Source organism: Dickeya zeae NCPPB 2538, from assembly GCF_000406165.1.
GTDB classification, from domain to species: Bacteria; Pseudomonadota; Gammaproteobacteria; order Enterobacterales; family Enterobacteriaceae; genus Dickeya; species Dickeya zeae.
The window spans coordinates 400,824-426,622 of the sequence record NZ_CM001977.1 but is presented as its reverse complement, the minus strand read 5'-3'; the positions used below and the strand labels follow the sequence as shown (position 1 = coordinate 426,622).

The following is a 25,799-nucleotide window of genomic DNA, read 5'->3' as shown; positions in this document are numbered from 1 at the left end:
ATATCCTTCAATATATGGCGCGCAAAGCAAACAAAACCGGATATTACCGCTCCCGCGCCATCACATCCCGCAACCAGCCGCAGCGCATTTCCGGCACCGCCAGCAGCAGTTGCTGCGTGTAGTCATCCAGCGGCGGTGACAGGGCTTCCGTCACCGGGCCTTGCCGGACAATATGGCCGTGACGCAGCACCGCTACGCTATCGGCCACTTCGCGCACTACGTGTAAATCGTGGGTGATAAACAGATAAGCCACGCCGGTTTCCTGCTGGATCTGACGCAGCAGCGCGAGCACGTCACGGGCGACCAGCGGGTCCAACGCGGAGGTTGGCTCGTCGCAGACGATTAGCGACGGCTGTGCCGCCAGTGCTCGGGCAATACAAACGCGTTGCTTTTGACCACCGGACAGCGCAGTGGGGTAACGCTGCGCCATCTCCGCTGGCAACCCCACCTGATGCAACAAATCGCTGACGCGCAAGCGTCGTGCGGTGGCGTCCAGTTGGGTCAGGCACACCATTGAGCGCTCAATCTGCACACCGACGGGCAAACGCGGGTTGAGCGCGGTGTCCGGGTGCTGGTGAATCATCTGGATCGATTGCAACTGAGCACGATTACGCTGCGCCAGTTTCGCTGGCAGTGCGTCGCCGTTGAGCCGGATCTCGCCGCCTGCCGGTGCCAGCAACCCACACAGGGTTCGTCCCAGCGTTGACTTGCCAGACCCCGATTCGCCGATCACCGCCAGCGTGCGTCCACGCGCCAGTTGCAGCGACACGTCCTGCAATACCGGTTGTTGCTGATAACGTGCACCAAGATGACGGATATCCAGCAGGATGTCGTCTGTCACCGCTTGCGGTACTTTGGGCTCGCCGCGCGCCTGTAACAGGTCACGGGTGTAGGCTTCAACAGGGCTAGCCAGCAATGACGCGGTGTCGCCGGTTTCCACCTGACGACCATGCCGCAACACCATAATACGGTGGCTGATTTGCGCCACCACCGCCAGATCGTGGCTGATATACAATGCAGCCACGCCCGTCAGCCGGATAATCTCATCGATGGCGTTGAGTACCCCGAGCTGGGTGGTCACGTCCAGTGCAGTGGTCGGTTCATCAAAAATGATCAGGTCGGGGCCAGCGCACATCGCCATCGCGATCATCGCCCGCTGCAACTGACCGCCGGATACCTGATGCGGATAACGTTGGAAGAAGGTTTGCGGTTCCGGCAACGACAGTTGGGTAAACAGTTCTATCGCCCGTGCCACCGCCTGCTGGCGTGACAACACACCGTGACGCACCGCCGTTTCAATCACCTGCTCGCCGATACGCTGCGCCGGGTTAAACGAGGCACTGGCTGATTGCGCTACATACGCAATGCGAGCGCCACGAACAGCGCGCAGTTGGCGCTCTGATAGCGAGGCCAGATCACTGCGCTTATCACCGTTCTGAAACCAGATATGCCCGCTTTCAATACGCATGCCGTGACGACAGTGCCCAAGAATCGCCTGACCGATGGTGGATTTCCCTGCGCCGGACTCGCCAATCAACCCCAACACTTCCCCTTTATGAAGGGTAAAGTTGATGTCCTCTACCAGCGCCCGGCCGCCTGCCGTCACGCACAACTGTTCGACCCGCAGCAACTCACTCATGACGGCCTCCACGCCAGTTACGACCGTCACGGCTTAGCAGCCAGTCCGCCACCACATTGAGCGACACCGCCAGCAGGGCGATAGCTGCCCCCGGCACCAGCGCCGCCCACACTCCAAACAGGATGCCGTCTTTATTGTCACGAGCCAGCCCCCCCCAGTCGGCGGTAGGTGGCTGAATCCCTAACCCCAGAAAAGACAACGCCGACAGGAACAGCAAAATAAAGATGAAACGCAGCGCGAATTCCGCCACCAGCGTGTTGCGCGCATTCGGCAAAATCTCACGCCACAGGATCCACCCCATCGACTCACCGCGCAGTCGCGCGACCTCAATGAACTCCTGCGTGGCGATATCCACAGCCAGCGAACGCGCGACCCGCAGCACACGAGTGGCTTCTAACACGCCCAGAACCAGAATGATGATGAAGGTGCTTTTCGGCAGCATCGCCAATACCACCAGAGCCAGAATCAGTGTTGGGATCGCCATCAGCACGTCATTAACGCGGGAAATCAGTTGGTCCACCCAACCGCCGCATACCCCGGCCAGAAAACCCAGCCCGGCGCCCAGCGCAAACGCCAACGCTGCCGCCAGTGCCGTCACCGCCAGCGAAGTACGCGTTCCCCAAATCAAGCGGGAAAACAGGTCGCGACCGATATTGTCAGTACCCAGCCACGCCTGCGGCATGGGCCCCAACCAGGCACCCGCCACCACCTTATCGGCCGGGTAAGGCGCAATCCAGGGCGCGAATAACGCGACCCCAATAAACAGACCCAGCCCCAGCAGACCGAGCACCACGGAAGGTTTTACAGCAGGCATGTACAGATATCCATTCGGTTGACGGCATTACCGCCGGGCATGACGCAGACGCGGGTTCGCCATCAGCGATACCACATCTGCCAGCAGATTCAGCAGGATGTAAATTGTCGCCAGCACCAGCGCGCAGCCCTGAATCACCGGCATATCGCGTTTACTGATGCTATCGACCATGTACTGACCAAGCCCAGGGTAAACAAACACGCTTTCGACAATCACCACACCTACCATCAGGTACGCCAGGTTAAGGACAATCACGTTGATGATTGGCCCCCAGGCGTTGGGCAGCACGTGGCGCAGCAGGATAACCGAAGGCGACATCCCTTTCAGCAATGCCGTGTCGACATAGGCGGCGTTTTGCGCACCTATCAGCGCCGCACGGGTCATATTGCTCATGTGGCCCAATACTGCCAGCACCAGCGTCAGACAAGGTAGCGCGATAGCCGTCAAATGCGCACCGAGCGGCATATGATCGCTCACATTGCTGTTGCTCGGCAGCCAAAACAGGGTGATGGAAAAAATCAAAATCAGCAGGTAGCCGGAGAAAAACTCCGGCAACGCCACCGCGACGCGGGTAAACAGATTGAGCAGCCGGTCCAGCCAACTGCCCTGATAACGCACCGACAAAAAGCCTATCAGCAACGCCAACGGCACCGCCACCACGGCGGTACACCCGGCCAGAAACAGCGTATTTTCCAGCCGCCATGCCAGCACCGGCGCAATCGCCTGACGGCTGGTAAAACTTTGACCGAAATCGCCGCCGATCATGCCCCACAGCCAGTGGAGATACCGCGATACTGCGGGCTGATCCAGCCCTAACTGGGCATTCAGCGCACGTACCGCTTCCGGCGTTGCCGTCTGCCCCAGAATAGCGGTAGCGGCATTGCCCGGCAGTAGTTGAATACCGGCAAAAATCAGTACCGATACCACGGCAACCATCGCCACACCCGCCAGCAGGCGCCGCAAAATCAACATCAGCAGCGGGTAGCGACCAGCCCATTGTTCAAGCACCGTCCTTCGGCGAAACATCGTCACATTACCTGCCTTTTACCTGCATCTTTCCCGCCCTTTATCTCTCTCAGGCCAGCCACACTTTTTCCGCAGCACGGTTGCCGCTGAGTGGGAAACCTGGAATGGCATTCAATCCCTTCACTTTGGTACTGCAGGCGTCGAGCGCGTCAGCATACAGCGGAATGATTTCACTGCTCTGATCCACCAGCATCACCTGAATGTCATGGTAGATTTGGCGGCGCTTGTCTTCGTTGGCTTCACCACGTGCCGCACGTACCAGTTGGTCGAACGCATCATTCTTCCAGCCAGATTCGTTCCACGGTGCCTGACTGGTGAACACCAGCGACAACAGCGCATCAGCGGTAGGGCGAACCGACCAGTTAGAGGACACGAACGGTTTTTTCATCCACACATTGTCCCAGAACGCGTCGTCCGGCACACGCTCTACATTCAGCGTAATGCCTGCTTTCTGCGCAGACGCCTGATACAACTGACCGGCATCCACCGCGCCGGGGAAACCAGCATCAGCGACAGAGAGTGTCAGCGGGCCGCTGAACCCGGCTTTCTGCCAGTGCCACTTGGCTTTCTCCGGGTCGTAAGGACGTTGGGGAATGTCTTTGGCGAAATAGCGGTTGGACGGGAAAATCGGGTTATCGTTCGCCACGCTGGCATAGCCGCCCAGCACGGTATCGATAATCTGCTGGCGATCAATCGCGTATTTCAGCGCCAGTCGGCCATCTTCATTATTAAACGGCGCAACATTGCTCAAACCCGGGAAGGTGAAAATCTGGCTGTCACGCGAGCGCAGCAATTGCAGCGTCGGCATGTTCTGAATGCGCCCGACAATACGCGGGTTCACACGGTTGATGATATGGGCCGATCCACTCACCAGCGCTGCCACACGGGCAGTAGAGTCGTTCATCGCCAGCGTTTCGACCGAGTCGACATGGCCGCGTGCGCTGTTCCAATGATTCGGATTGCGTTTTACCAACGTGCGCACGCCGGGCTGGAAGCTCTCCAGAATAAAGGCACCGGTACCGATACCTTTGTCGAAATTCTCATTTTCCGGGGTAATGGCAAAGTGCACATCGCTCAGCAGTGCGATGAATTCTACGTTCGGTTCGCTCAGACGAATGGTGACTTCATGGCTACCGGTGGCGTCCATCGCCACCACCGGGTCGAGATAGCCTTTCACCGATGAACTGGATTTCTCACCACGGTGGTGATTGAGCGAATAAATAACGTCTTTAGCGCTGAGCGTGCGGCCATCATGGAACTGAACGCCTTTGCGGATAGCCAGCACCCAGGTGCGCCCGCCGTCCTTGCTCTCCCAGGATTCGGCCAGCGACGGCACCAGCTCGCCTTTTTCATCCAGCTCCAGCAGGTTATTAAACAGCTGGGACCCCACGAAGTACATATAGGTTTCAAACCAGAATGCCGGGTCGAGACGGTCGGTGCTGGAGGCGTTATCCACCCCGACTATCAAATGACCGCCTTTTTTCGGTTGTTCTGCGGCATCGGCACCCCAGGCGGCGCTCAACGGCCAGCCGGTAGCGGCCGCTGCGACGGATAAGGCGCAGGCACTTTTAATAAAATGACGACGATTCATGTTGTGTTCCCTTCGTGAGTGCTTATCCGTTACGGATAGTTATTATCCCCGTCATACTTCAAGTTGCAGGTGCGTTGGCTTTCCTGCAGCTCGAATTATTTAGGGGACATATCGTTATATTTTTCGCCGCCATCAGGACTGACGGTGGAATGCCTGTGCCAGACGGGCGATATGCTCCGGGCCGATACCACAACAGCCCCCAACCAGCGATGCTCCCTGCGATACCCATTCTTGTGCCCATTGCAGGTAGCCTTCTGGGTGCGTATCGGTGCGCAGTCGGCTCAACCCTTCGTTCGCACCGCGCTGGTTATCATCCGGCTCGAACGCGTTGGCGTACACGCCCACACCAATCGGAGCCGACAGCGCACTTAACGTCGCGCTGGCCTGTGCCACGGCAGAGGCCATCACTTCCGGGCGGCTACAGTTGAACAACAGGTTCGCGGCCCCCAGACGAGCGGCCTCCTGTGCGGCGGCAGCCACAGATTCACCGGAGCGCAGGCGGGCATGACCGTCAGCATCCAGTTCATCCTGCAACGTAAATGACAGCCACAGCTCGCGCGGGTCATTCGCCAGCAGTTCACGCACCAGCGCCACTTCCGCCAGCGAGCTTTGGGTTTCCGCCAGCCAGACATCCACATAAGGGTTAAGGGCATCGATCAACGTTTTCAGGATCGGCGTCGCCGCCTCGGCGTTAAAAAGATCAGGACGATATGAGCCCAACACCGGCGGCAGTGAACCGGCAACTCGCACCGGGTGCGAGGCGGCATCCGCCGCCTGACGCGCCAGCTGACCGGCCAATTCGGCCAGAGCCTGGCCCCGTTCGCTAAATACCGCTTCACCGATATGGAAAGGCACCACAGCATAACTGTTGCTGGTAATCACCTGTGCACCGGCAGCAATAAAGCTGTCATGCACCTGGCGCACATGCTGTGGCGACTCCATCAGCGCCAGCGCCGACCACTCCGGCTGACGAAAAGGAGCGCCGATGCGTGCCAGTTCACGCCCCATTCCCCCGTCCAAAATCAGAACGTTGTCTGCCATTGTCTTTCCTTAATCAGGTCATCGTATAAAAGAGAGTTCCCGCCACCATACAAAAAGCCTATATGGATGTCTAGATGCCTTGATAGCTAAAAGCACAGACTGCCATCAAGTCAGTGATGACGGGGCCAGGTCGCCCTCATTACGTTTTGATCGTTATTTAACCAAGACTGATTTCTCTACGATGCTCAAATTTCCTTGAGCCAGGTCAATTTTAGCGCAATAAAACTGCCCCCCCTTCCAGGCGAATTCAATATATAGTGTCTATCCTTTTACAGAAACCTACATATTGTGTTTATCCACAAAACCATCCACAGCCTCCACGTCCGTGGTCAGACGTGGAGGCTGTGGATAACCTCAACAAAGGAAACACACCGAGGAATAACATGAAACCAGTAGTGATTAAGCGGGACGGATGTCAGGTACCTTTTGACGAAAACCGAATCAATGACGCGGTCATCAAAGCGGCTAGCGCTGCAGGTGTGGATGATGCGGACTACTGTGCCACCGTCGCCGCCGCCGTCGCTCAGCAAATGCAAGGGAAAGCGCGCGTTGATATTCGTGAGATCCAAAACGCGGTAGAAAACCTGCTGATGGCCGGCCAATACAAACAACTGGCGCGCACCTATATCGAATACCGTCACGATCGTGATGTCGCTCGCGAGCGTCAGGGCCGGTTAAATCAGGAAATTCGTGGGCTGGTAGAGCAGAGTAATATGGCGCTGCTCAACGAAAACGCCAATAAAGACAGCAAGGTCATTCCCACCCAGCGCGATCTGCTGGCGGGGATCGTCGCCAAGCATTACGCCAAACAGCACATCCTGCCGCGCGACGTGGTACTGGCACACGAACGTGGCGAGATTCACTACCACGACCTCGACTATTCGCCGTTCTTCCCAATGTTCAACTGCATGCTGATAGACCTCAACGGCATGCTGACGCAAGGGTTCAAGATGGGTAACGCGGAAATCGAGCCGCCGAAGTCCATCTCCACCGCCACGGCGGTTACCGCGCAGATCATCGCGCAGGTCGCCAGCCATATCTACGGCGGCACCACCATCAACCGCATTGATGAAATTCTGGCACCGTTTGTTACCGCCAGCCATGAAAAGCACTGCGCCGTGGCTCGCGAATGGCAGATTCCCGATGCCGAAGGTTATGCCCGTAGTCGTACGGAAAAAGAGTGCTACGACGCCTTCCAGTCACTGGAATATGAAGTGAATACGCTGCATACCGCCAATGGCCAGACGCCGTTCGTCACCTTCGGTTTCGGGCTGGGCACCAGTTGGCAATCGCGGCTGATTCAACAGTCCATCTTGCGTAATCGTATCGCCGGACTGGGTAAAAACCACAAAACGGCGGTGTTCCCGAAACTGGTGTTCGCCATCCGTGACGGCCTCAACCACAAACCGGGTGACGCGAACTACGACATCAAGCAACTGGCGCTGGAGTGTGCCAGCAAGCGCATGTACCCGGATATCCTCAATTACGACCAGGTGGTGGAAGTCACCGGTTCGTTCAAAACGCCGATGGGTTGCCGCAGCTTCCTTGGCGTATACGAAGAAAACGGAGAGCAGGTCCACGACGGGCGTAATAATCTGGGCGTGATCAGCCTCAACCTGCCGCGCATCGCGCTGGAAGCCCAGGGTGACGAAGTGCGTTTCTGGCAATTGCTGGACCAGCGCTTACTGTTAGCCAAAAAAGCGCTGATGACGCGAATTGCCCGGCTGGAAAATGTAAAAGCACGTGTAGCGCCTATACTTTATATGGAAGGGGCATGCGGAGTACGCCTGAAGGCGGACGACAATATCGCCGAGATTTTCAAGAACGGCCGCGCGTCTATTTCGCTGGGTTATATCGGGGTGCATGAAACCATCAACGCCTTGTTCAGTAATCAGGTTCATGTGTTTGATGATGAAACCCTACGCCAAAAAGCGGTGGAAATTGTCGCCCGCTTGAAGGCCGCCACCGAAAGCTGGAAAGAGGAGACCGGTTACGGTTTCAGCCTGTACAGCACGCCAAGCGAAAACCTGTGCGACCGCTTCTGCCGTCTGGATACTGCTGAGTTCGGCGTCGTAGCTGGCGTGACTGACAAAGGTTACTACACCAACAGCTTCCATCTCGACGTGGAGAAAAAGGTCAATCCGTACCAGAAGATCGATTTTGAGGCCCCTTACCCGCCGCTGGCGAATGGCGGTTTTATCTGTTACGGCGAGTATCCTAACTTGCAGCACAACCTCAAGGCGTTGGAAGACGTATGGGACTACAGCTACACCCGGGTTCCTTATTACGGCACCAATACGCCGATAGACGAGTGCTACGAGTGCGGCTATACCGGTGAATTCACCTGCACCAGTAAAGGCTTTACCTGCCCGCAGTGCGGTAACCACGACGCGGCACGTGTGTCGGTCACACGTCGGGTGTGCGGTTATCTGGGTAGCCCGGATGCACGTCCGTTTAACGCCGGTAAGCAGGAAGAAGTCAAACGCCGGGTAAAACACCTTGCCAGTGGGCAACTGGGCTGATGAGTCCGCGCCGTGCGCCTGATTGCGCGCACGGCCTTATTCACGACTGCAGCCTGAGGCTGATGCCGCCCGGCGGGCGGCCTTTTGGACGGTCATCGCTATGAACTACCATCAATACTACCCGGTGGATGTGGTCAACGGTCCGGGAACACGCTGCACCCTGTTTGTGGCAGGCTGCGAGCACCAGTGCCCCGGTTGTTATAACCAGAGTACCTGGCGTCTGAATTCCGGACACCCATTCACACAGGAAATGGAAGATCGCATCATCGCCGATCTGCAAAATATCGACCTGCCGCTACAGGGGCTGTCGCTGTCAGGCGGCGATCCACTGCACCCGAAAAACGTGCCTGACGTACTACGGCTGGTACAACGGGTACATGATGAGTGTCCCGGCAAAGATATCTGGATGTGGACAGGCTACCAGTTGGATGAGCTGACGCCAGAACAGCACCAGGTCGTCGACTTGATTAACGTACTGGTGGACGGGCGTTTTATACAGGAACAGCGGGATTTAACGCTGGTGTGGCGCGGCAGCCGCAATCAGGTGATTCACCATCTGCGCTGATAACTGGCATCTACGCTCATAACTGACGTCCGGGCTGATAACGGGCACCGGCGCAGGCAAACCGTGTGGCGCTTTCGCGCCACCGGCAACCGACATCACCGCACCCTCATCGATGATGAGTTAACACGCCTCCGCTACAGCATCACGACGCCAGAGGTGTTTCTTTCCGAACCCCAGCGCGTTGTCGGTCATTTTCATTTCGTTGAGCGACAGTTTCCAGACCGGTGCGCCGCTACTGCGCGCAATGGGAAACCGAACGTTATAACGATTACGTGCCTGTGCTTCTTCCTCACCGCTCAAGCGGCTGATCTCCCCCAGAAACTGCACGCCTCTGATCAGCAGCACACTCTTAGGCTGGCCGTTGACCGTACCCGCCACGCGCGGACAGCGTCGCATGATCTCACCATGCCGCGTATCCGGCTCCGTCATCAGATAAAAAGCAATCTTTTCATCATCAAATACATAAAAGCAGTTGGCGCACCATAAATCGTCATCGTCACTGACACACAGCGTCAACACATGCAACTTCTTCAGATAGCGGGAAATGACTCCCAAGGTATTCTCTGCTTCCACGGCCTCTCTCCGGGTGGAACGTCGTTAATCCTTGCCTGACCGGATAGCATCAGTCCCTGTCATTGTGAACTGCACATAATGCCACTTCCCGGGCAAAATAAAGACCTGTCGCGCCGGTATTTTGCCCGCAGATAATAGAAAAAACGGATAACATCTTCACAGAAAGGGAATTTTTAGGTGGTTTGACCAGTTAAGGGGCATGAACCCTCGCCTAAAACCGACAATTATGCTGTTTTCGCCCCATCAATACATCTTGCCATTCTTGCTGGTCTCTCATCACCGCCTGCGGGGACATGACATGCCCTAATCTCACCAGCACACGGCAATATACCGTGAATCATCTACAATTATTCTGGCTATCCGGCTGGCCTTGCCACGGCTGGCAGCAGATTACTCAAAATAATGTGAGGTGAATAAAACATTACTCAATAAAACTTTGATTTCCACCACTGTCTGTACCCTAAATAGCATCATGATGCAGGAGCGGAAAAGAGGACATAACCAAACAGTTACGTTGACATGCACCTACGTGATAATAACCTTTTATTGTTAATAAAGATGCGTCTTAATACATTGAATGTTAATTAAATTGATCGGGAAGTAGCCATATTTAGACACTCCGTCGTACCTTCTACATTATTCGCGTTGCGAAAATAAATGACTAAACATATCCGTTATGTCGAACATAGGGGAAATCTGACAACCAGTGGCAGAGAAACCCGGGAGAAAAAATGAAAAACTACAAAATCGGTACTCGGTTATCCGTAGGGTTTGGGATACTTATCGCGTTTTCGTTGATTATGCTTGCCAGCGGTATTTATCAACTCAACCAGATAACCCGGAACGCAGAGCAAATCATGCTGGTACCGCTGCGCAAAGAACGACTGGTCGCCGACTGGGCGGCGACGCTCTCCGCCGGGATACAGCGGACCACCGCCACAGCACGCAGCAGCGACCCTTCGCTGGCGCAGGTGTTCGCGGCAGATAACGCCAACGCCACCAAAGAGAACAACGAACGTGTGGCAAAATTTACCGAGCTGGTGTCGTCAAAAGAAGAACAGGGGCTATTGGACCAACTCAACGCCGACCGTCAGGCCTATATCAAAGCGCGGGATGAAATTTTCAGCGCGAAAGCCGCGGGGAACGCGGAACAAGCCAAGCAGGTCTTTGAGCAGAGATTATTGCCGGTCTCCGTTCAATACCAAAAAAGCATGAGCATACTGCGTGACTACCAGCGTACCAATATTGACCGCATGCGAGAGGAGATTTCGGCGCGGGCACAGAGCAGTTACCTGTTCCTCGGCGTGCTCGGTCTGATGATTACCCTAGTCGGCTCACTGCTTGCCTGGATGCTAACCCGCAGTATTGTGCGCCCGCTGCAAACCGCCGTTCAGGTGACGAATTCTGTCGCCAGAGGGGACCTCACCGCAGAGATTTCACCACAAGGTCGTGATGAACTGGCACAGTTGCAACATGCGCTACGGGAAATGACTGGCCAGTTGCGTACCGTCGTCGGGGAAGTGCGCGAAGGGGCTGAAGCGATCGCCGGAGCATCATCTCAGCTCTCTGCTGGCAATCAGGATCTTTCCGGCCGTACTGATGAGCAGTCCAGTGCGTTGCAGGAAACCGCGGCATCGATAGAGCAACTCACCTCCACCGTTCGGCAAAATGCGGATAACGCCAGACAGGCAAACCAACTGGCGCAGGATACCGCCAATCAGGCGCAATCCGGTGGGCAACTGGTTAGCGAAGTGGTGCAAACCATGGGCGCTATCGACAGCTCCTCCAAGAAAATTGTCGATATCATCGGTGTTATCGACAGCATCGCGTTTCAAACCAACATTCTGGCACTTAACGCGGCGGTTGAAGCCGCCCGTGCCGGTGAACAAGGCCGCGGGTTTGCGGTGGTAGCAAGCGAAGTGCGTAGCCTGGCGCAACGCAGTGCTTCCGCAGCCAGAGAAATCAAGGAGCTGATCGGCCATTCGGTAGAAACGGTGGACGCCGGGAACCGGCTGGTGGAAAAAGCCGGGGTCTCCATTCAGGGGATTGTGGATGGCGTGCGCAAAGTCAGTGAACTGGTTGGTGAGATCAGCGTCGCCAGTCAGGAGCAGTCACTGGGCATCGAGCAGGTCAACCTGGCGATTAATAAAATGGAACAAACCACACTGCAAAATGCTTCGCTGGTCAGAGAAGGCTACAATGCCACGCAATCCCTGCAACAGCAGGCTGAGCAGTTAAAACAGGTGGTCAGTATTTTCCATCTCGAAGAAGCAAGGGGCGGCTCTTACAATCTGGCGGGCAACCGACCGATGATTGCGCCCTCATCCGCACAGGCAGCGAAGACACTGGCGCTCAAAAAACCCGCCGCCAAAACATCAGCCAGCGCAGACGACTGGCAGTCGTTTTAACCCTGTCTGACGGTCCAACATCGGGCACGCGTAATCACACCGCGTGCCCGATTTATTTTCTGTCTTATCCCCGCTGGCGTGGGGAATACGTCATAGTAAATTCCGCCGCGCTGCGCTGGAGCGGTTTATCCCCGCTAGCGCGGGGAACACAGGCCCGCAGAAGCGAGCCTTTGAGTTTTGAACGGTTTATCCCCGCTAGCGCAGGGAACACACTCCTAGAATTGTCTGGAATAATCCGGCCTGCGGTTTATCCCCGCTGGCGCGGGGAACACGAGATCATAGTACATCGAGATGACCCTGAATTCGGTTTATCCCCGCTGGCGCGGGGAACACGCCTGATGTGGTTTCCCGTTGAGTTCAGCGCGCGGTTTATCCCCGCTGGCGCGGGGAACACGCCTGATGTGGTTTCCCGTTGAGTTCAGCGCGCGGTTTATCCCCGCTGGCGCGGGGAACACTCGCCATCGGATTAAGTGATAAGTTAGCCATGCGGTTTATCCCCGCTGACGCGGGGAACACGCCAACATGATGGGCTTGAGCACTCTGCTGCCCGGTTTATCCCCGCTGGCGCGGGGAACACAAGCGCGGGAAATTCTGGACATCCAGAGAGCACGGTTTATCCCCGCTGGCGCGGGGAACACCACCACCCGCAGACACTGAAACGTAATGTCTCTGGTTTATCCCCGCTGGCGCGGGGAACACATCACACCACCCCATCACACCTAAAAGACCCGCGGTTTATCCCCGCTGGCGCGGGGAACACCTTTCAACAAACAGTTGAACATTCAACGGTAACGGTTTATCCCCGCTGGCGCGGGGAACACTCATTCAGCCAGTAAACAGCCCGGCTTCCCGTCGGTTTATCCCCGCTGGCGCGGGGAACACAATTTTGTTAACCGGCCATCCGAGGCTTTCTCCGGTTTATCCCCGCTGGCGCGGGGAACACTTTTCTTTTGCGTCAGAATCAACGCAACTTGCGGTTTATCCCCGCTGGCGCGGGGAACACGAGGATGGCAGAGGACAATATCGGAGTATGGCCGGTTTATCCCCGCTGGCGCGGGGAACACGCATTAATCAACGCCGCTATCAAACACGTTTTCGGTTTATCCCCGCTGGCGCGGGGAACACTCGTCTTGAAACCACGACATGGGCATTAAAGACGGTTTATCCCCGCTGGCGCGGGGAACACATTAAGCGTGCGGCGGGACAAACTGATACGGACGGTTTATCCCCGCTGGCGCGGGGAACACGCAAGCCGGGTTTTTTATTGTCATCCCAATACCGGTTTATCCCCGCTGGCGCGGGGAACACAGATATTATCAGCAAACAGATGACATGTTTGTCGGTTTATCCCCGCTGGCGCGGGGAACACATTCGTGGTATGGCAAATGACCAAGCAGCTGACGGTTTATCCCCGCTGGCGCGGGGAACACTCTAAAAGTATATACCTGTTTTATAAGGTATTTTTAAGGCCGTAAAATTCTACCGATTTTACCCGGTTGTTAAAGAGCGCTAACTTACTGATTTTCAACAGGGTGAAAAGAGACTAACCGCAAACCATCGAGGTCCACCGGCATCCGGCGGTTTTCACCGTAGGTTTGGAACTCAAAACCGGATTCGGTGTTGGTGGCCCAGGCCATCACCACATTGCCCTGTTCGGCCAGTTCCACCACCTGCTGCCAGATCATCTCCCGTACCCGGCGCGAGGTGTCGCCCACATAGACGCCAGCGCGTACCTCCAGCAGCCAAACCGCCAGCCGACCGCGCAAGCGCGGCGGCACGTTTTCCGTTACCACCACCAGCATGCTCATCCGCCATGCCCCCGGTGCCCGGCGTCACCAAAGGGTGCCGGTTCGGGAATGGCGGGCGGTTGTGCGTCTGGCGGTGCCTGCGGTGGATCAATCTCACCGGCGGCCAGCACGTCTTCAATCAGGGGAATCAGTTTGGCTAGCGTTTGCTGGCTGCGGAAAATATCACGGCAGGCCACCCGCACCTCACGATCGGGCTCCAGCGGGTTGCGGGCGGCAATCTCGAACGCTTTGGGCACCACACCGTCAAACTTGATGATGTCGGCAATGTCGTAGACAAACGACAACGGCTTGCCGCTATGGATAAAACCGATAGCCGGTGCGTAGCCCGCCGCCAGTACCGCCGCTTCGGTAATACCGTAAAGGCAGGCGGTGGCGGCGCTGATACACTGGTTGACTTTATCGCCACGCGCCCAGTCTTTCGGGTCGTAGCGGCGGCCATCCCATTTCACGCCGTACTGTTTTGCCAGCAGGCTGTAGGTTTGGCGCACCCGCGCGCCTTCAATGCCGCGCAGTTGCTCGACAGAGCGGCGGCTCGGTGCCGGTTCGCCAAAGCGCAATTCGAACATGCGCCGCACCACTTTCAGCCGCAGTTCTTCATCCAGCGCCAGCCGCGCCTGATACAACAATCGGTCAGAACGTGCACCGCCCGGCTGTCCGGCAGCGTATAGCCTTACCCCGGCCTCCCCCACCCACACCAGCAGCGTGCCGACGGTCGCCGCCAGCTTAGCCGCCGCATGGGAGACTCGGGTGCCCGGCTCCAGCATAATGCAGGCCACCGATCCAACCGGAATATGAGTGCGCACACCGGTTTTATCGATCAGTACAAACGCGCCGTCCACCACATCAATCTGCCCGTATTGCAGGAAGATCATCGAGGTGCGGTCTTTAAGCGGGATCGGGTTTAACGGAACGAATGACATAGCAGCCTCCCGCTGATTATGCCCGACGCAGCAACAGCAGCCCACACCCCAGTGCCCGGCTTTTCCCCAGCCCGTTCCTGACTGCCTGCGCAAAACGTTCAGCGTCGGTAATGCGTAGCAGACCGTCAAAATCCACCGAGCTGAAGCTCACCGGCTCGGTTTGCTGCGGCTTATACCAACGCTGGCGCTGATAACCGTCAACACGACAGGCATTGACCTCAAACCCCCACTGCTCGCCCTGACGCACCAGCCAGTCGGTCGCCGCCTGCTGCTGGCGCGGCCAAATCTCCGCCGCGTCCGCCCCTTGTGCTTTGGCCTGATACTTGGCATCCATCAGCACATCGCTACGCTTTTTCTGGCGCGTCACCACCGGGTTAGCACGCAGGGAAAACGCCAGTTGCATCCCGGCGTTCAGTTGCGGTTGCCACGGTTTGGTTTCCACCTCGAACAGGTTGTGATCCTGCCGGGGTGCACAGGCCGAAAGCAGGTAATAGCGGCTGACATCGGCATGGGAGTCCTGCCGAAACAAAAAGCGGCGCTGCTGCTCATGCGGGAACAATTGCCACAACCACTGGTGGCTGGCATACACTGGCGATGTCAGCCATTTCTCCGCCATCGCCGACGGCAGCGCCGCCGGTTGCAGCGTGACACGGGAAAAGAACATTACTGACCTCCTTTCAGTACGCCGTGGCACTGTATCCGAGTGGTGAACTGCCAGCGCCGACGGCTGGTGGGCTGGTCGCTACGCTCCACCGCCATCATCGCGTCACTTTCAGCAACATCCTCACCCGGTTCCCAGTAACAACTGCCGTCGGGTTGGTTGATAAACGCCAATGCCGGGTCGTTGAGCAATGGCGTATCGTCAACCTGTCGCCACACCTCGACCAGAGACCCACACAGCAGATGCGGTGCCAGCGGCAACGCCAGCGGGCAACTTTTGCGACCGAGATAGAGCGGGAACACCGGGGTGCGCAACGCCTGCACCAGTTGTGAAAGGGTGACGGGTGCGCCCTCAGTCGCACTCACCGCCACGTGGTAATACGCATCACAGCGGTATTCACGGGCGGTCAGCAGCGTTTCCAGCCCTTGTTCCGGGTCAGAACACAGCTCATCACGCCGGGTATAGCGCACCCGTTTGCGCTCTTCACGCGGCATCTGCACAGTGTGGTAATCACGCAGCCAGCCTTCCCGGCGGGAAAGTGCTCGCACCGCAAAACGGTAGTGTGCGTTAAATTGAGCCAACCGCGCTTCTTCATCACGGCGGATACCGAGTGCCGCCGCCAGCAACCCCAACAGCGCAGAACGGCTCGGCACGGGTGAGGTATGGCGCACCTCACCCACCGCCGGTTCCCCCCAGGAAGCCAGCGGCGCATACAGCTGAAATACCAGATACTCGGTCATGCCACCCTCACTGGCTGATGAAATCCAACAGTTGCGGCAGGCTGCCAACACCGGCTTCAACATTCAGCACGTAATCGCTCATGCCGTCAGCGCCGTAAGCACGGTTGAACTTCTCCTGTTGGCTTTTCAGCGCGGTGATGGCGGTTTCCAATGGTTCATTGCCACGCACCGGTTTAAAGAATGCCACCGACAGCGCCCGTGGCTGTGCGGAGCCTCGCTCTGCAAGCACGTAAGAGGCATAGGCACGGGAAGCAAAGCTATTTTGCTTGCCGGTCGGCGACACGGTAAGCGCCGTTTCGCCTAGAGCCCGCAATGTGCGCTGCACCAGCGCTTCATCACCGCTGAGGTTTTCCAGCAACCGATCACGGTCGATGCAGATGTACTGATAGAACAATGCCGAGGCAAAGCCCTGCTCACCCATGTGACCAGAACCACTGTTGTCATCACCAGTGTTAAGGTCATCGACTGCGGTGAAAAAGTCATCCTCCACCGTGACCGCACTGACACCCAGCGCGTGCGCCACCTGACAGGCCGCCTCCACGTTGAATTCCGGGCTGGAAGCCAGCATGCGGCCAAACAGGGCGATGTCGACGCTCGCCACCGCTTTGCGCAGCAGTTTCAGCTCTTCACTGTTGGGTTCACGGGTTTCAGCAATCAGTGTCGCCACCAGTTGGTCTATATGCGCCCGTTCCGGCACGCTGATGTGCGCCAGTTGCTCGATGTCGAACTTCTCCAGCGGGTCGGAACTGTTTTTCTCTTCTTTCTTCAGCTTGCCGAACTGCCCGGCAATCTTCTTCGCCGCTTCCTCGGCAATTTTCGTTGCTACGCCACCATCAATCAGTTGCTGATAAACCTCGCGCCCCAGCCGCCGGGTGCGCTTGCCGATATGTTCACCCAGCGCGTTTTCAAACACCTCCGAAGTACGCCAGGCACGCTTAAGGCTCTGGGATGACACCCGTAGCCGTTCTACGCCGCCGACCTGCGCGGTTTTCGGGCGGCCGGTGTCGTCACGGTTCAGGTTAGCGGGTGCGTAAGCCGTCAAAAAATGCAATTGAATAAAGGTAGTCATGCCGGTTCCTTGTTGTCGGTCGGGTGGTTTCCGTGAGCGTCTTGCGGGGCGGAGGGTGCCTCGTCCGGTGCCGGTTCCAGGGTTGTCTGGTTGTATTCGCACGCCCAGCGCACCGCGTTACGTTTCAGTGGATTCGGGGGAGCGGGGAGATTGTGTTGCCGGGCATGCCATTCCTCCATCCACAGCAGGATGCCGTCAGCCAGCGACGGCAGATTCACACCTGCACTGCCGCGAATCGTCACCGCCCGAATCAACAGGCGGCACAATTCTTCCGGCGTTTGCGCACGCAGCAGCCGTTCAAAACGTAATTCAGACAGGTAACGCCGGTCGCTGCCCGCACTGACCTTTTCCCCCAATTGCGCGGCGAAACTTTTCTTGTCGTTGTTCACGTCGGCATGGGCTGCCACCGCCGCGAATATCGCCACACCGAGCAGACGATGTTGCTTGTCGCCAATCATCCCGGCCAACATATTCGACAGCCGCATAAACCCCTGGCAGGTCAGCGCGCCATAAGGGGCGGCGGCGCGCCGCAACGCCGCCCGATCCGCCCGGCCATTATGGGTGTTGTTATACCGGTTCTGTAATTGCTTAAACCAGGTGTTTATTTTCTCCGCTGCTGGCGGGTCTATCACCAGCAGCGTTGCGGTACTATTCTTGTGACCATTCTCCTTACGACCGCACTCCTTGTTACCGTTCTCTTTACTCCCTTTATCCATTCGCCGGTTCCTCTTGAGGTTGCAATCCTTTGAGCTGTTTTATTGATTTCTGGCCGTGGAATAGCTTCACCATGTTGCTGCGCGCTTCGACCGCCCGAGTCAGGTCACCTTGCTGGTCCGGGTTGCCGAATGTCAGCCGATCAAAGGTGCCGATAAGATACATGTAGAGCTGATTCTGCCAGGCGTTAAGCGCCGCGACGGGGCAACCTCCCCCGGCAATAGAACGATAAAGCTGCCGGAAAAACTGTTCGGTCTCCTGCCAGAACGACACATCGATGAAACTGAAATCTCCCCCCACGTCTTTCGGGCGGCTAAACCAGGCCGCTTTCACCGACTGACGCAGCAGTTGCTGGGCGTCGTGCGCCATCTGCAAGCCCAGTGGCAGGTAGTCTTTTACTGCCGGGTTAATCTCTTTCCACACCGGCACCCGGTGCTCGTACCAGCAACGGGCTTTCATGTTGTCCATGTCGTAGCCAAAGCACCACAGCCCGACTTTATAACGCAGCGGTACTCGCTGCTGATTGAGGCTCACTACACGTGCAGGCAATGTCTGGTTAAGCGCATCTTGTGTGCCGATAACCAACCCCAGCCAGTCGCGGTAAGAAAGCCCGCCAGGCTGGCCTTTGAGCGATAGCAACGTGCCATCCTTCAGTGACTTGCGATAAGGTGTCAGCGGATGTAACCAGTGTTCGTACTGTACGCCGTAGTTTTTGGTGCGGTACTGCGTCAACAACTGGTCCGAGCGATCGCCACACAGGTCGCAATGCCCGGACTCGGTATGACTAAAATCGAGTTCGATGCGACGCGGCATGCCCCAAAATGCCTGCAACGGGTGCGCGTTCTCTGGCGTCACCTTATCTTTGTCGCCTTCGCTGGTACGGGTGGCCTTGAGCCAGGGGAACACCGACGCATCGCAACGCCCCCGCTCGCCGGGGATGACGTTAGCCCACAGTTTGCGCCACAGCGGCACCGGCCGGTGCGCGTCGTAAGGCATCAACAAGGTAGTTATCGGGCCACCACCACGTAAGCCGACGCGATGGCCAACACCACCCGACGGTGCATTGGTTTGCAGCGTGTAAAGCGCCAGTGCGGCGCAGTGCGGGCAGATGGCGTTTACCGTACCGCGTTTGACGAAGTGGTCTTTGTTGAGTTTGAGGGTGTTGCCGCCCGGCGCATCGATCAATAAACCGGAAATCGGGTTGTTATCGGCATCCAGCGATGAGAAATCCTGCATAAATGCAGGTTTATCCGTGCCGAACTGAAATGCCGGAGCCAGACTATCCAGCGCCTGTATCCAGCCGTCGCCCAATCCTTCTCGCCAGATATCTTCCCAGCCTTCATCATCCGGTGGTGGGTAGGCAGTTTGCAGCAAACCGATCAGCAACTGCCAGGCTGCGCCCTGAAAATCAGGCCGCGGACACGCCAGATCGATAATCCGGTCGTCGGCCAGTTGCCGTGGAGAAATATGGGTGCGGTGCCCGTCCGCGCCCACTACCGGTAACCAGGGTGTGTCAATCAGTGAAAACATGAACCTACCTCTTCAGTAAGGCCTCATCCGTGAGGTCGTCATGATTCCTGTTATTGTTTTCTGCCTCCGCGCAGCCAGAGTCCGCGCCAGCGGCACCGATGTTTCCCGGTGAACAAAACTGCCTAAGCAGCAAAAAGTCCTTGAAAAACAGTCCTATTACTTTGAGGCTGTGACCAACAGCTCCATGGGTATAAAGATAAATTTATGTCGGTAACGATGAAGCGTTTCCTGTTTACAACCTTAAAAGCGACCCGTTACCCGGCTACTTTGCTATCAAGTCCGTTGCAACCAACCCCGTGTCAGCACGGTAGTAATGCGCCACCTCACCCGGCGTCAGCAGCAATACCTCCGCGCTGGGGCGGTGCAGTTGTTGCCGGAAGCGTTCCAGTAAATCACCCTGTAACGTCGGCCACCCGTTTTGGTGTTGCTGCCACCAGCGCTTGCGTACCGACAGGCGGCTTCTCTCCCAACTAAACTCGCCTTCTGCGGCATAGGGCTGCGGTAACGCGTCATCACTCTCAGCACGCCAGGCCAGATAGACATCCTGCGATTCCTCGCCTGCGCGGGTAAACAGCTCGGCGTCATCACTCCAGCCGCGCTGTGCTGCAGCCACGCAGTACCCCAATGAAAACGTCAGCGAGGATTGCGCCGCAACGGTGCGATCACCCAGTTGCTTTCCTTGCGCCTGATAATCCCCCTCCTCCAATGCGGCGGGGGCCGCAATACGCTGCTCATACACACTGTCTATCAGCAAACGCGCCTCTTCCGGCATGCGTAACGCCCCTCGCTCACGCAGTATTGCCTGGGTGCGCCACAACACCGCCTGATGCGAATACACCGCACCGGTACCACGCAATTCCGCGCCCAACCAGTCGCGTCCGGCATCCGGTTGCCACGCCGGTGCCAGCACCCACAACACCGGCGCGGCGCGCTCGTCCCGCGCTGGCGCGTCATCCCCCGGCTGTTTACAGCTACCGTCGGCCCGGCGAATATGCCGTTGCAACCGCCCCGCACGCTGGATCAACAGATCCACCGGTGCCAGGTCGCTTATCATCACGTCCACATCGATATCCAGCGACTGCTCTACCACCTGCGTGGCAATCAGCACCTTGCCGCGTCGTGTCTCCCCGTCGCTGTGTTTGCCAAAACGTTCAATTGCCCTGTCTTCAATCGCCATACGGTCACAAAACGCAAACCGGCTGTGAAACAGCAACATGTCATCTGCGGCTATCTCACCGCTCTGACAAAGTTGTTGCCAGGCGGCTATTGCGTCATCCACCGTGTTGCGGATCCAACACACGCACTGCCCGCTCGCTACCGCCTGACGAACTCGTTCAATGGCGTCAGCACGGTGGGATAACCACGCCACCTCCACGGTACGGCGAACCTCAGCACGGGTTTCTACTGGCCATTCATGCAACGCCTGCGCATTCACCTGGGTAAACCACGGATAGTCGGCCTGTTCCGCCAGTTCACCGGCGGGCTGCTGCATACCCCGGTAAAATGCCTGAACTAACCGCTCCCGCTGCGATGCCGAAAGCGTAGCCGTCAGAATGATCGCGCTGCCGCCCTGACTGGCGTGGAAAGCCAGCAGGTTTTCCAGCAAGCGGCTGGTGTAGGCGTCGTACGCATGTACCTCATCCAACAGCAGGATTTTGCCGCTCAGCCCCAACAGACGCAGCGACTGGTGCCGAAACGGCATCACCGCCATCAATGCCTGATCGAGCGTGCCGACGCCCACATCTGCCAGCAGCGCTTTCTTGCGCGAATCGGCAAACCACTGGTTGCATGCGGCACTGCCACTACCTTCATCCGGGCCGTAGCGCACCGGCCCGGTTTGCTCCGCGCCCCATAACGACAACCGGAAATCCGCCACCATATCGCGGGCACCGTGCGCCAGCATCAGCGAAGGCAAACCGGATTCGCTAAACAGTGTGCGATAGGCTTTCGATAACCGGCGGTACATGGCGTTAGCGGTCGCCATCGTTGGCAGGCCGACATACAGCCCGTCACCATACCCGGCGCTTAATAAGCGATGTGTCAGCACCAATGCCGCTTCGGTCTTGCCCGCTCCGGTGACGTCTTCCAGTAAAAAAAGCTGTGGGCCGGGCGTACTGATATCCACCGTCATGGCCTGTTGCTGTAACGGTGTCGGTTGGGTAATAAAAGGAAACAGAGCCTGCATTCCCTGAAACGGCGCGACGTCGCAGGCGGCGGGCAGGCGCAACACGGCATTTTCCGCCTGCGGTAACGCATATTCACGCCAGTAATCCGCCAGTGCCATGGGCTGTGAGCAATAAGGGAAATCGGCCTGGGACGAGCCAGCCCAGTCGGCCAGTACCACACAACCAGCCAACGACCAGCTTCGCTGCTGCAGCAATGCCCGCCAGCGTCTATCGCTAAATTCGTCAGGAAACGCGGTTAATTGCGGAAAAACTGTGCGCAAATCGGTCAGGTAAGCCTGCGCAGCCAGAATATCATCCGGGTGAAACGCCAGCGCACTGTTATCTTCCTCCAACGGCGGCTGGCCGTGGTGACCACACATCAACCGTAGCCACAGGTCCATCACATAATGAAACTTGTCGGCATGAGAAACCGTCGGTAACCAACTGGCGTCATGCTCCCAGCGCTCATAGAGTCGATAACGCCACAGCCATAACCCTAACGAATCATGCCGCACTGGCGATGCCTGCCCTGCGGCACGCACCAGCGGCGCATCGGGGTTCTGGTATAACCGTTGGAAACTGCGGGCAAATTTACCGATATCGTGCCAGGCCAGAAACCATGCCAGCCATAATGCTGCACTCTCTTCCTCTAATCCGAGCGACTGCATGTGATCGCGGACATGAAAACGATTATGTTTCACCAGCCAATACCCACAAGCCGCCACATCCAGACAGTGATAGGGCAACAAATGGTACGGCGCATCGTTTTCATTTTCAGAAGACGACTGTGCTTTACCCCAATAATAAAAATAGGGCGCAGATAACCGTTCCAAATCGGCTGCCTCGGGCATGACGTACCTCATCGGTTGATGAGTGATTTACTATAAAGTATGGAAAATTAATATTCTGTGACAAGATAATTTTTATAAATAAAAAAGCGACTTATCGCACAAGCAATATTCGTTAGCCGGAAAATAATAATCGGAAATAAATATAATATGACCGTGATAATAATTATAAAAAAATATACCCCACATCATCAGGATAATTATTTTTTATAATGCCGTGCTATCTGATTTTTTTATCCCCTGACATTCAGCCAACTGCCATGTGTGATTCCATCGAGATAAGCCACCACATAACGGTGATTAAGTTGCGCTTCTGATGCGCTTTGCACGCCTGTTATCTATCAACATGTTGATTAGCTAAACCGTTTCTTCTATGTTAGCTAGCAGTTTAGTAATCCCCGATAAAGAGTGTAACTATGTCTCACAAAGTATGGGTAATGGGTGATGCTGTGGTCGACCTCATTCCAGAAGGCGAAGACCGCTACCTGAAATGCCCAGGCGGTGCCCCCGCCAATGTCGCCGTAGGCGTTGCCCGGCTGGGCGGCCACAGCGGCTTTATCGGCCGTGTTGGCGACGATGCATTTGGTCATTTCCTGCGCGATGTGCTGGCCCGTGAACGGGTGGACGTTCGCCACATGCAACCGGATACAGAGCACCGCACCTCCACCGTGGTGGTAAGCCTGGACGCACAAGGTGAGCGCACCTTCACCTTTATGGTACGTCCCAGTGCTGACTTATTCCTCCAACCCTCTGATCTACCTGAATTTCAGCGTAGCGAATGGCTGCACCTGTGTTCTATCGCGCTGTCTCGCGAACCCTCTCGCAGTACGGCGATCGATGCAATACACCGAATACGCGCAGCACAAGGCTGGGTGAGTTTTGACCCGAATATCCGCGTCGATTTATGGCGTAGCGAGCAGGCGTTGAGGGAGAGTCTGGATCAGGTGCTGGCGCTGGCAGATGTGGTCAAACTATCGCAAGAGGAATTTGTGTTTCTGAGCGGCAGCGACGATATCCGCCAAGGCAGTAGCACGTTGATGGCCCGCTACCCTATCAAACGATTGCTGATTACTCAGGGTGGCGATGGCGTCTGGCTACATGATGGCCACCAGTTGCACCACTTCCTGGCACAACGCGTCACCCCCATCGATACCACCGGTGCCGGAGATGCCTTTGTTGCCGGTATGCTCGCCGCACTGGCTGGCTACGATAGCCTGTATCAGGTTGATGATTGGCATGCGGTACTGGCGCAGGCGCAACGCTGTGGTGCGCTGGCGACCACAGCCAAAGGCGCGATGACTGCCCTGCCGTTCGCTCATCAGCTCACTTCCGCGTTATAACGCGCCACCGAGACCGTTCCCGACAACCGAACGTCGCCGTCGGGAACAGGTTTTGTTGTCACGATCACAGTTAGCACAGCAAGAAAACAAAATTCCTTGTCAATTCGTGCCTCCCCCATTTAGCTTTCTTTGCATAACCGGTTTAGCAATTTAGCAAAACAAAAAATCATCTTACCATCCAAGGGAAACCTAACATGATAAAGCCAGGTTATCTTGCCGCCGCCGTAGGACTTGCACTCTGTGCGTCTCCCGTATTGGCAGCGCCTTCTGACAGCATCGAAGCGCGTCTGAACGCGCTGGAACAACGCTTATTACAGGCAGAGCAACGTGCTAAACAGGCGGAAGCCCGTGCCGATGCCGCCGAAAAACAAGCAAAACAACTGGCGGCACGCACGACGCAGGTCGAACAGAAAACCCAGCAGGTGGAACAAACCACCCAGCAGGTCGCTCAGCAGACTCAACAGGTGGCGGCACGTGCCACTCAAAATGAGCAGCAGACCCAGCAGGTGGTGCAAAAAACCGATGCGCTGGCGAATAAACGCAGTGTTGCCGATGGGTTTGAATTCCACGCTTATGCCCGTTCCGGTCTGGCCATCCATAACTCCACCACCAGTTCGAAAGCCGATATCGGGCCGAGCATGACGCCCGCGGGTGAAACCGGCGGGAACGTTGGTCGTCTGGGTAACGAAGATGACACCTATCTGGAGCTAAAACTGGAGCATCGAACCAAGCTGGACAACGGTGCCACCACCCGCTTCAAAGTGATGATGGCAGACGGTCAGCGTAGCTATAACGACTGGACCGCCGCCACCAGCCAGTTCAATGTGCGTGAGGCCTTTGTGGAACTGGGGTCGTTGCCAACGTTCACCGGCGCGTTCAAAGACACCACGTTGTGGGCGGGTAAACGCTTCGACCGCGATAATTTCGATATCCACTGGATCGATTCTGACGTGGTATTTCTGGCAGGTACCGGTGGTGGTATCTACGATGTAAAACCGGTCGACGGCTGGAAAACCAATCTCTCTTTGTATGGCCGCAGCCTCGGCGAAATCACCGCGCTGGATAACGAAATTCAGAACTATATCGTCACCAGCAATAACTTTGTCGGCCCGTTCCAGTTCATGCTAAGCGGCCTGCGCGCACGCAACAACGACGTGAAGGAAAATACCGGGCTCAATAACAGCAACCATGTCACCAATACCAACGCCGGTGACAGTGGCTATCACGCGCTGGCCGCCTGGCACGGCGATAGCTTCTATGGCTTGCGTGACGGCACATCCAAAGTGGCGCTGCTCTACGGTCACGGCCTCGGCGGTGAAGTGAAAGCCATCGGCTCCGACGGCAACCTGACCCAAAACGCCAATACCTGGCGTCTGGCAACCTACGGCACCACCGCGCTGAATCACACCTGGAGCTTCGCGCCGTCGATTTTGGCACAAAGCAGTAAAGATCGTTACGTTCAGGGCGATGACTACCGTTGGGTGACCTTTAATGCGCGCTTCATTCAGGAAATCACCGAAAATTTCGCGTTGGCGTATGAAGGAAGCTATCAATATATGAATCTGGATCCTCAGGGATACTTATCGCGTAATCAGGTAAGCGGCGGATTTTACAAGCTGACGTTCGCCCCGACGTTCAAAGTGGGTGATATCGCCAATTTATTAAGCCGTCCGGAACTGCGCGTCTACGCCAGTTACATGGACTGGGATAAACGACTGGATCGTTACAGTAGCGACGATGCGTTCGGCTCCACCGGTTTCAAAGCCGGTGGCGAATGGACCTTCGGCGTTCAGATGGAAACCTGGTTCTGACAGTGAAGGCTACC

19 protein-coding genes and 1 CRISPR repeat array are annotated in these 25,799 nt (G+C 56.7%); of the genes, 5 read left to right on the top strand and 14 right to left on the bottom strand.

Annotated elements, in window-relative coordinates; translation table 11 throughout:
- Window positions 1–43: 43 nt before the first annotated feature.
- From DZE2538_RS01950 to DZE2538_RS01930, 5 genes are all read right to left on the bottom strand, one after another.
- On the bottom strand, window positions 44–1,639 hold the full coding sequence (locus DZE2538_RS01950) for an ABC transporter ATP-binding protein (RefSeq protein ID WP_038915448.1): 1,596 nt from the start codon (window positions 1,637–1,639) through the stop codon (window positions 44–46).
- On the bottom strand, window positions 1,632–2,453 hold the full coding sequence (locus DZE2538_RS01945) for an ABC transporter permease (RefSeq protein ID WP_012883113.1): 822 nt from the start codon (window positions 2,451–2,453) through the stop codon (window positions 1,632–1,634). Before DZE2538_RS01945 ends, DZE2538_RS01950 begins: the two co-directional genes overlap by 8 nt.
- A 27-nt stretch (window positions 2,454–2,480) precedes the next feature.
- Window positions 2,481–3,479 carry an ABC transporter permease gene (locus DZE2538_RS01940; RefSeq protein WP_019843623.1) on the bottom strand — a complete coding sequence of 333 codons (999 nt, stop codon included), beginning with the start codon at window positions 3,477–3,479 and terminating at the stop codon, window positions 2,481–2,483.
- Between the two features lie 49 nt (window positions 3,480–3,528).
- Window positions 3,529–5,070, bottom strand: coding sequence for an ABC transporter substrate-binding protein (locus tag DZE2538_RS01935; RefSeq protein WP_038915447.1), 1,542 nt, complete (start codon window positions 5,068–5,070; stop codon window positions 3,529–3,531).
- Between the two features lie 132 nt (window positions 5,071–5,202).
- The gene (locus tag DZE2538_RS01930; RefSeq protein WP_019843621.1) at window positions 5,203–6,111 is read right to left on the bottom strand and encodes a homocysteine S-methyltransferase family protein; all 909 of its coding nucleotides are present in this window, start codon (window positions 6,109–6,111) and stop codon (window positions 5,203–5,205) included.
- 383 nt (window positions 6,112–6,494) lie between these two features.
- Here DZE2538_RS01930 and nrdD point away from each other — a divergent pair, with 383 nt between their 5' ends.
- Window positions 6,495–8,633 carry an anaerobic ribonucleoside-triphosphate reductase gene (nrdD, locus tag DZE2538_RS01925; RefSeq protein ID WP_038915445.1) on the top strand — a complete coding sequence of 713 codons (2,139 nt, stop codon included), beginning with the start codon at window positions 6,495–6,497 and terminating at the stop codon, window positions 8,631–8,633.
- Window positions 8,634–8,733: 100 nt separating this feature from the next.
- Complete coding sequence (gene nrdG, locus DZE2538_RS01920; RefSeq protein ID WP_023638755.1) at window positions 8,734–9,198, top strand: anaerobic ribonucleoside-triphosphate reductase-activating protein; 465 nt, start codon at window positions 8,734–8,736, stop codon at window positions 9,196–9,198.
- Between the two features lie 120 nt (window positions 9,199–9,318).
- Here the strand turns inward: nrdG and DZE2538_RS01915 are convergent, their stop codons facing one another.
- Window positions 9,319–9,771, bottom strand: a complete 453-nt coding sequence (locus DZE2538_RS01915; RefSeq protein WP_019843618.1) for a YhbP family protein — start codon at window positions 9,769–9,771, stop codon at window positions 9,319–9,321.
- A 731-nt stretch (window positions 9,772–10,502) separates the two neighbouring features.
- Here DZE2538_RS01915 and DZE2538_RS01910 point away from each other — a divergent pair.
- Window positions 10,503–12,179 (top strand): methyl-accepting chemotaxis protein, encoded by a 1,677-nt coding sequence (locus tag DZE2538_RS01910; RefSeq protein ID WP_038915444.1) that lies wholly within the window; start codon window positions 10,503–10,505, stop codon window positions 12,177–12,179.
- 60 nt (window positions 12,180–12,239) lie between these two features.
- Window positions 12,240–13,609: direct repeats of the CRISPR family, unit length 29 nt; unit sequence CGGTTTATCCCCGCTGGCGCGGGGAACAC.
- A gap of 84 nt (window positions 13,610–13,693) precedes the next feature.
- Here DZE2538_RS01910 and cas2e read toward each other — a convergent pair.
- The 8 genes from cas2e to DZE2538_RS01870 all read right to left on the bottom strand — a co-directional run bounded on the left by cas2e (window position 13,694) and on the right by DZE2538_RS01870 (window position 22,637).
- Window positions 13,694–13,987, bottom strand: a complete 294-nt coding sequence (gene cas2e / locus DZE2538_RS01905; RefSeq protein WP_038915443.1) for a type I-E CRISPR-associated endoribonuclease Cas2e — start codon at window positions 13,985–13,987, stop codon at window positions 13,694–13,696.
- Window positions 13,984–14,907, bottom strand: a complete 924-nt coding sequence (gene cas1e / locus DZE2538_RS01900) for a type I-E CRISPR-associated endonuclease Cas1e (protein ID WP_038912948.1) — start codon at window positions 14,905–14,907, stop codon at window positions 13,984–13,986. Before cas1e ends, cas2e begins: the two co-directional genes overlap by 4 nt.
- A 16-nt stretch (window positions 14,908–14,923) precedes the next feature.
- Window positions 14,924–15,571, bottom strand: coding sequence for a type I-E CRISPR-associated protein Cas6/Cse3/CasE (gene cas6e / locus DZE2538_RS01895; RefSeq protein WP_038915442.1), 648 nt, complete (start codon window positions 15,569–15,571; stop codon window positions 14,924–14,926).
- Window positions 15,571–16,308, bottom strand: coding sequence for a type I-E CRISPR-associated protein Cas5/CasD (gene cas5e, locus DZE2538_RS01890; RefSeq protein ID WP_023638750.1), 738 nt, complete (start codon window positions 16,306–16,308; stop codon window positions 15,571–15,573). Before cas5e ends, cas6e begins: the two co-directional genes overlap by 1 nt.
- A 7-nt stretch (window positions 16,309–16,315) precedes the next feature.
- Window positions 16,316–17,377, bottom strand: a complete 1,062-nt coding sequence (gene cas7e, locus DZE2538_RS01885; RefSeq protein ID WP_038915441.1) for a type I-E CRISPR-associated protein Cas7/Cse4/CasC — start codon at window positions 17,375–17,377, stop codon at window positions 16,316–16,318.
- Complete coding sequence (gene casB / locus DZE2538_RS01880) at window positions 17,374–18,093, bottom strand: type I-E CRISPR-associated protein Cse2/CasB (protein WP_038915440.1); 720 nt, start codon at window positions 18,091–18,093, stop codon at window positions 17,374–17,376. The genes cas7e and casB overlap by 4 nt, the downstream gene beginning before the upstream one ends.
- Window positions 18,086–19,621 carry a type I-E CRISPR-associated protein Cse1/CasA gene (gene casA, locus DZE2538_RS01875; protein WP_038915439.1) on the bottom strand — a complete coding sequence of 512 codons (1,536 nt, stop codon included), beginning with the start codon at window positions 19,619–19,621 and terminating at the stop codon, window positions 18,086–18,088. The genes casB and casA overlap by 8 nt, the downstream gene beginning before the upstream one ends.
- A 262-nt stretch (window positions 19,622–19,883) precedes the next feature.
- Entirely contained in the window at window positions 19,884–22,637 is a 2,754-nt protein-coding gene (locus tag DZE2538_RS01870) for a CRISPR-associated helicase/endonuclease Cas3 (protein WP_038915438.1), read from the bottom strand.
- 413 nt (window positions 22,638–23,050) lie between these two features.
- On the opposite strand from DZE2538_RS01870, the gene DZE2538_RS01865 reads away from it, so the two are divergent.
- Both DZE2538_RS01865 and DZE2538_RS01860 read left to right on the top strand, forming a co-directional pair.
- Complete coding sequence (locus DZE2538_RS01865) at window positions 23,051–23,974, top strand: aminoimidazole riboside kinase (protein ID WP_038915437.1); 924 nt, start codon at window positions 23,051–23,053, stop codon at window positions 23,972–23,974.
- A gap of 194 nt (window positions 23,975–24,168) precedes the next feature.
- Window positions 24,169–25,785 (top strand): carbohydrate porin, encoded by a 1,617-nt coding sequence (locus tag DZE2538_RS01860; RefSeq protein WP_023638745.1) that lies wholly within the window; start codon window positions 24,169–24,171, stop codon window positions 25,783–25,785.
- The last annotated feature ends 14 nt before the right edge of the window (window positions 25,786–25,799 follow it).

Coding starts and splice junctions, on each gene's coding strand:
- DZE2538_RS01950 (WP_038915448.1), bottom strand. CDS start 1,639: ATGAGTGAGTTGCTGCGGGTCGAACAGTTGTGCGTGACGGCAGGCGGC.
- DZE2538_RS01945 (WP_012883113.1), bottom strand. CDS start 2,453: ATGCCTGCTGTAAAACCTTCCGTGGTGCTCGGTCTGCTGGGGCTGGGT.
- DZE2538_RS01940 (WP_019843623.1), bottom strand. CDS start 3,479: ATGTTTCGCCGAAGGACGGTGCTTGAACAATGGGCTGGTCGCTACCCG.
- DZE2538_RS01935 (WP_038915447.1), bottom strand. CDS start 5,070: ATGAATCGTCGTCATTTTATTAAAAGTGCCTGCGCCTTATCCGTCGCA.
- DZE2538_RS01930 (WP_019843621.1), bottom strand. CDS start 6,111: ATGGCAGACAACGTTCTGATTTTGGACGGGGGAATGGGGCGTGAACTG.
- nrdD (WP_038915445.1), top strand. CDS start 6,495: ATGAAACCAGTAGTGATTAAGCGGGACGGATGTCAGGTACCTTTTGAC.
- nrdG (WP_023638755.1), top strand. CDS start 8,734: ATGAACTACCATCAATACTACCCGGTGGATGTGGTCAACGGTCCGGGA.
- DZE2538_RS01910 (WP_038915444.1), top strand. CDS start 10,503: ATGAAAAACTACAAAATCGGTACTCGGTTATCCGTAGGGTTTGGGATA.
- cas2e (WP_038915443.1), bottom strand. CDS start 13,987: ATGAGCATGCTGGTGGTGGTAACGGAAAACGTGCCGCCGCGCTTGCGC.
- cas1e (WP_038912948.1), bottom strand. CDS start 14,907: ATGTCATTCGTTCCGTTAAACCCGATCCCGCTTAAAGACCGCACCTCG.
- cas6e (WP_038915442.1), bottom strand. CDS start 15,571: ATGTTCTTTTCCCGTGTCACGCTGCAACCGGCGGCGCTGCCGTCGGCG.
- cas5e (WP_023638750.1), bottom strand. CDS start 16,308: ATGACCGAGTATCTGGTATTTCAGCTGTATGCGCCGCTGGCTTCCTGG.
- cas7e (WP_038915441.1), bottom strand. CDS start 17,377: ATGACTACCTTTATTCAATTGCATTTTTTGACGGCTTACGCACCCGCT.
- casB (WP_038915440.1), bottom strand. CDS start 18,093: ATGGATAAAGGGAGTAAAGAGAACGGTAACAAGGAGTGCGGTCGTAAG.
- casA (WP_038915439.1), bottom strand. CDS start 19,621: ATGTTTTCACTGATTGACACACCCTGGTTACCGGTAGTGGGCGCGGAC.
- DZE2538_RS01870 (WP_038915438.1), bottom strand. CDS start 22,637: ATGCCCGAGGCAGCCGATTTGGAACGGTTATCTGCGCCCTATTTTTAT.
- DZE2538_RS01865 (WP_038915437.1), top strand. CDS start 23,051: ATGTCTCACAAAGTATGGGTAATGGGTGATGCTGTGGTCGACCTCATT.
- DZE2538_RS01860 (WP_023638745.1), top strand. CDS start 24,169: ATGATAAAGCCAGGTTATCTTGCCGCCGCCGTAGGACTTGCACTCTGT.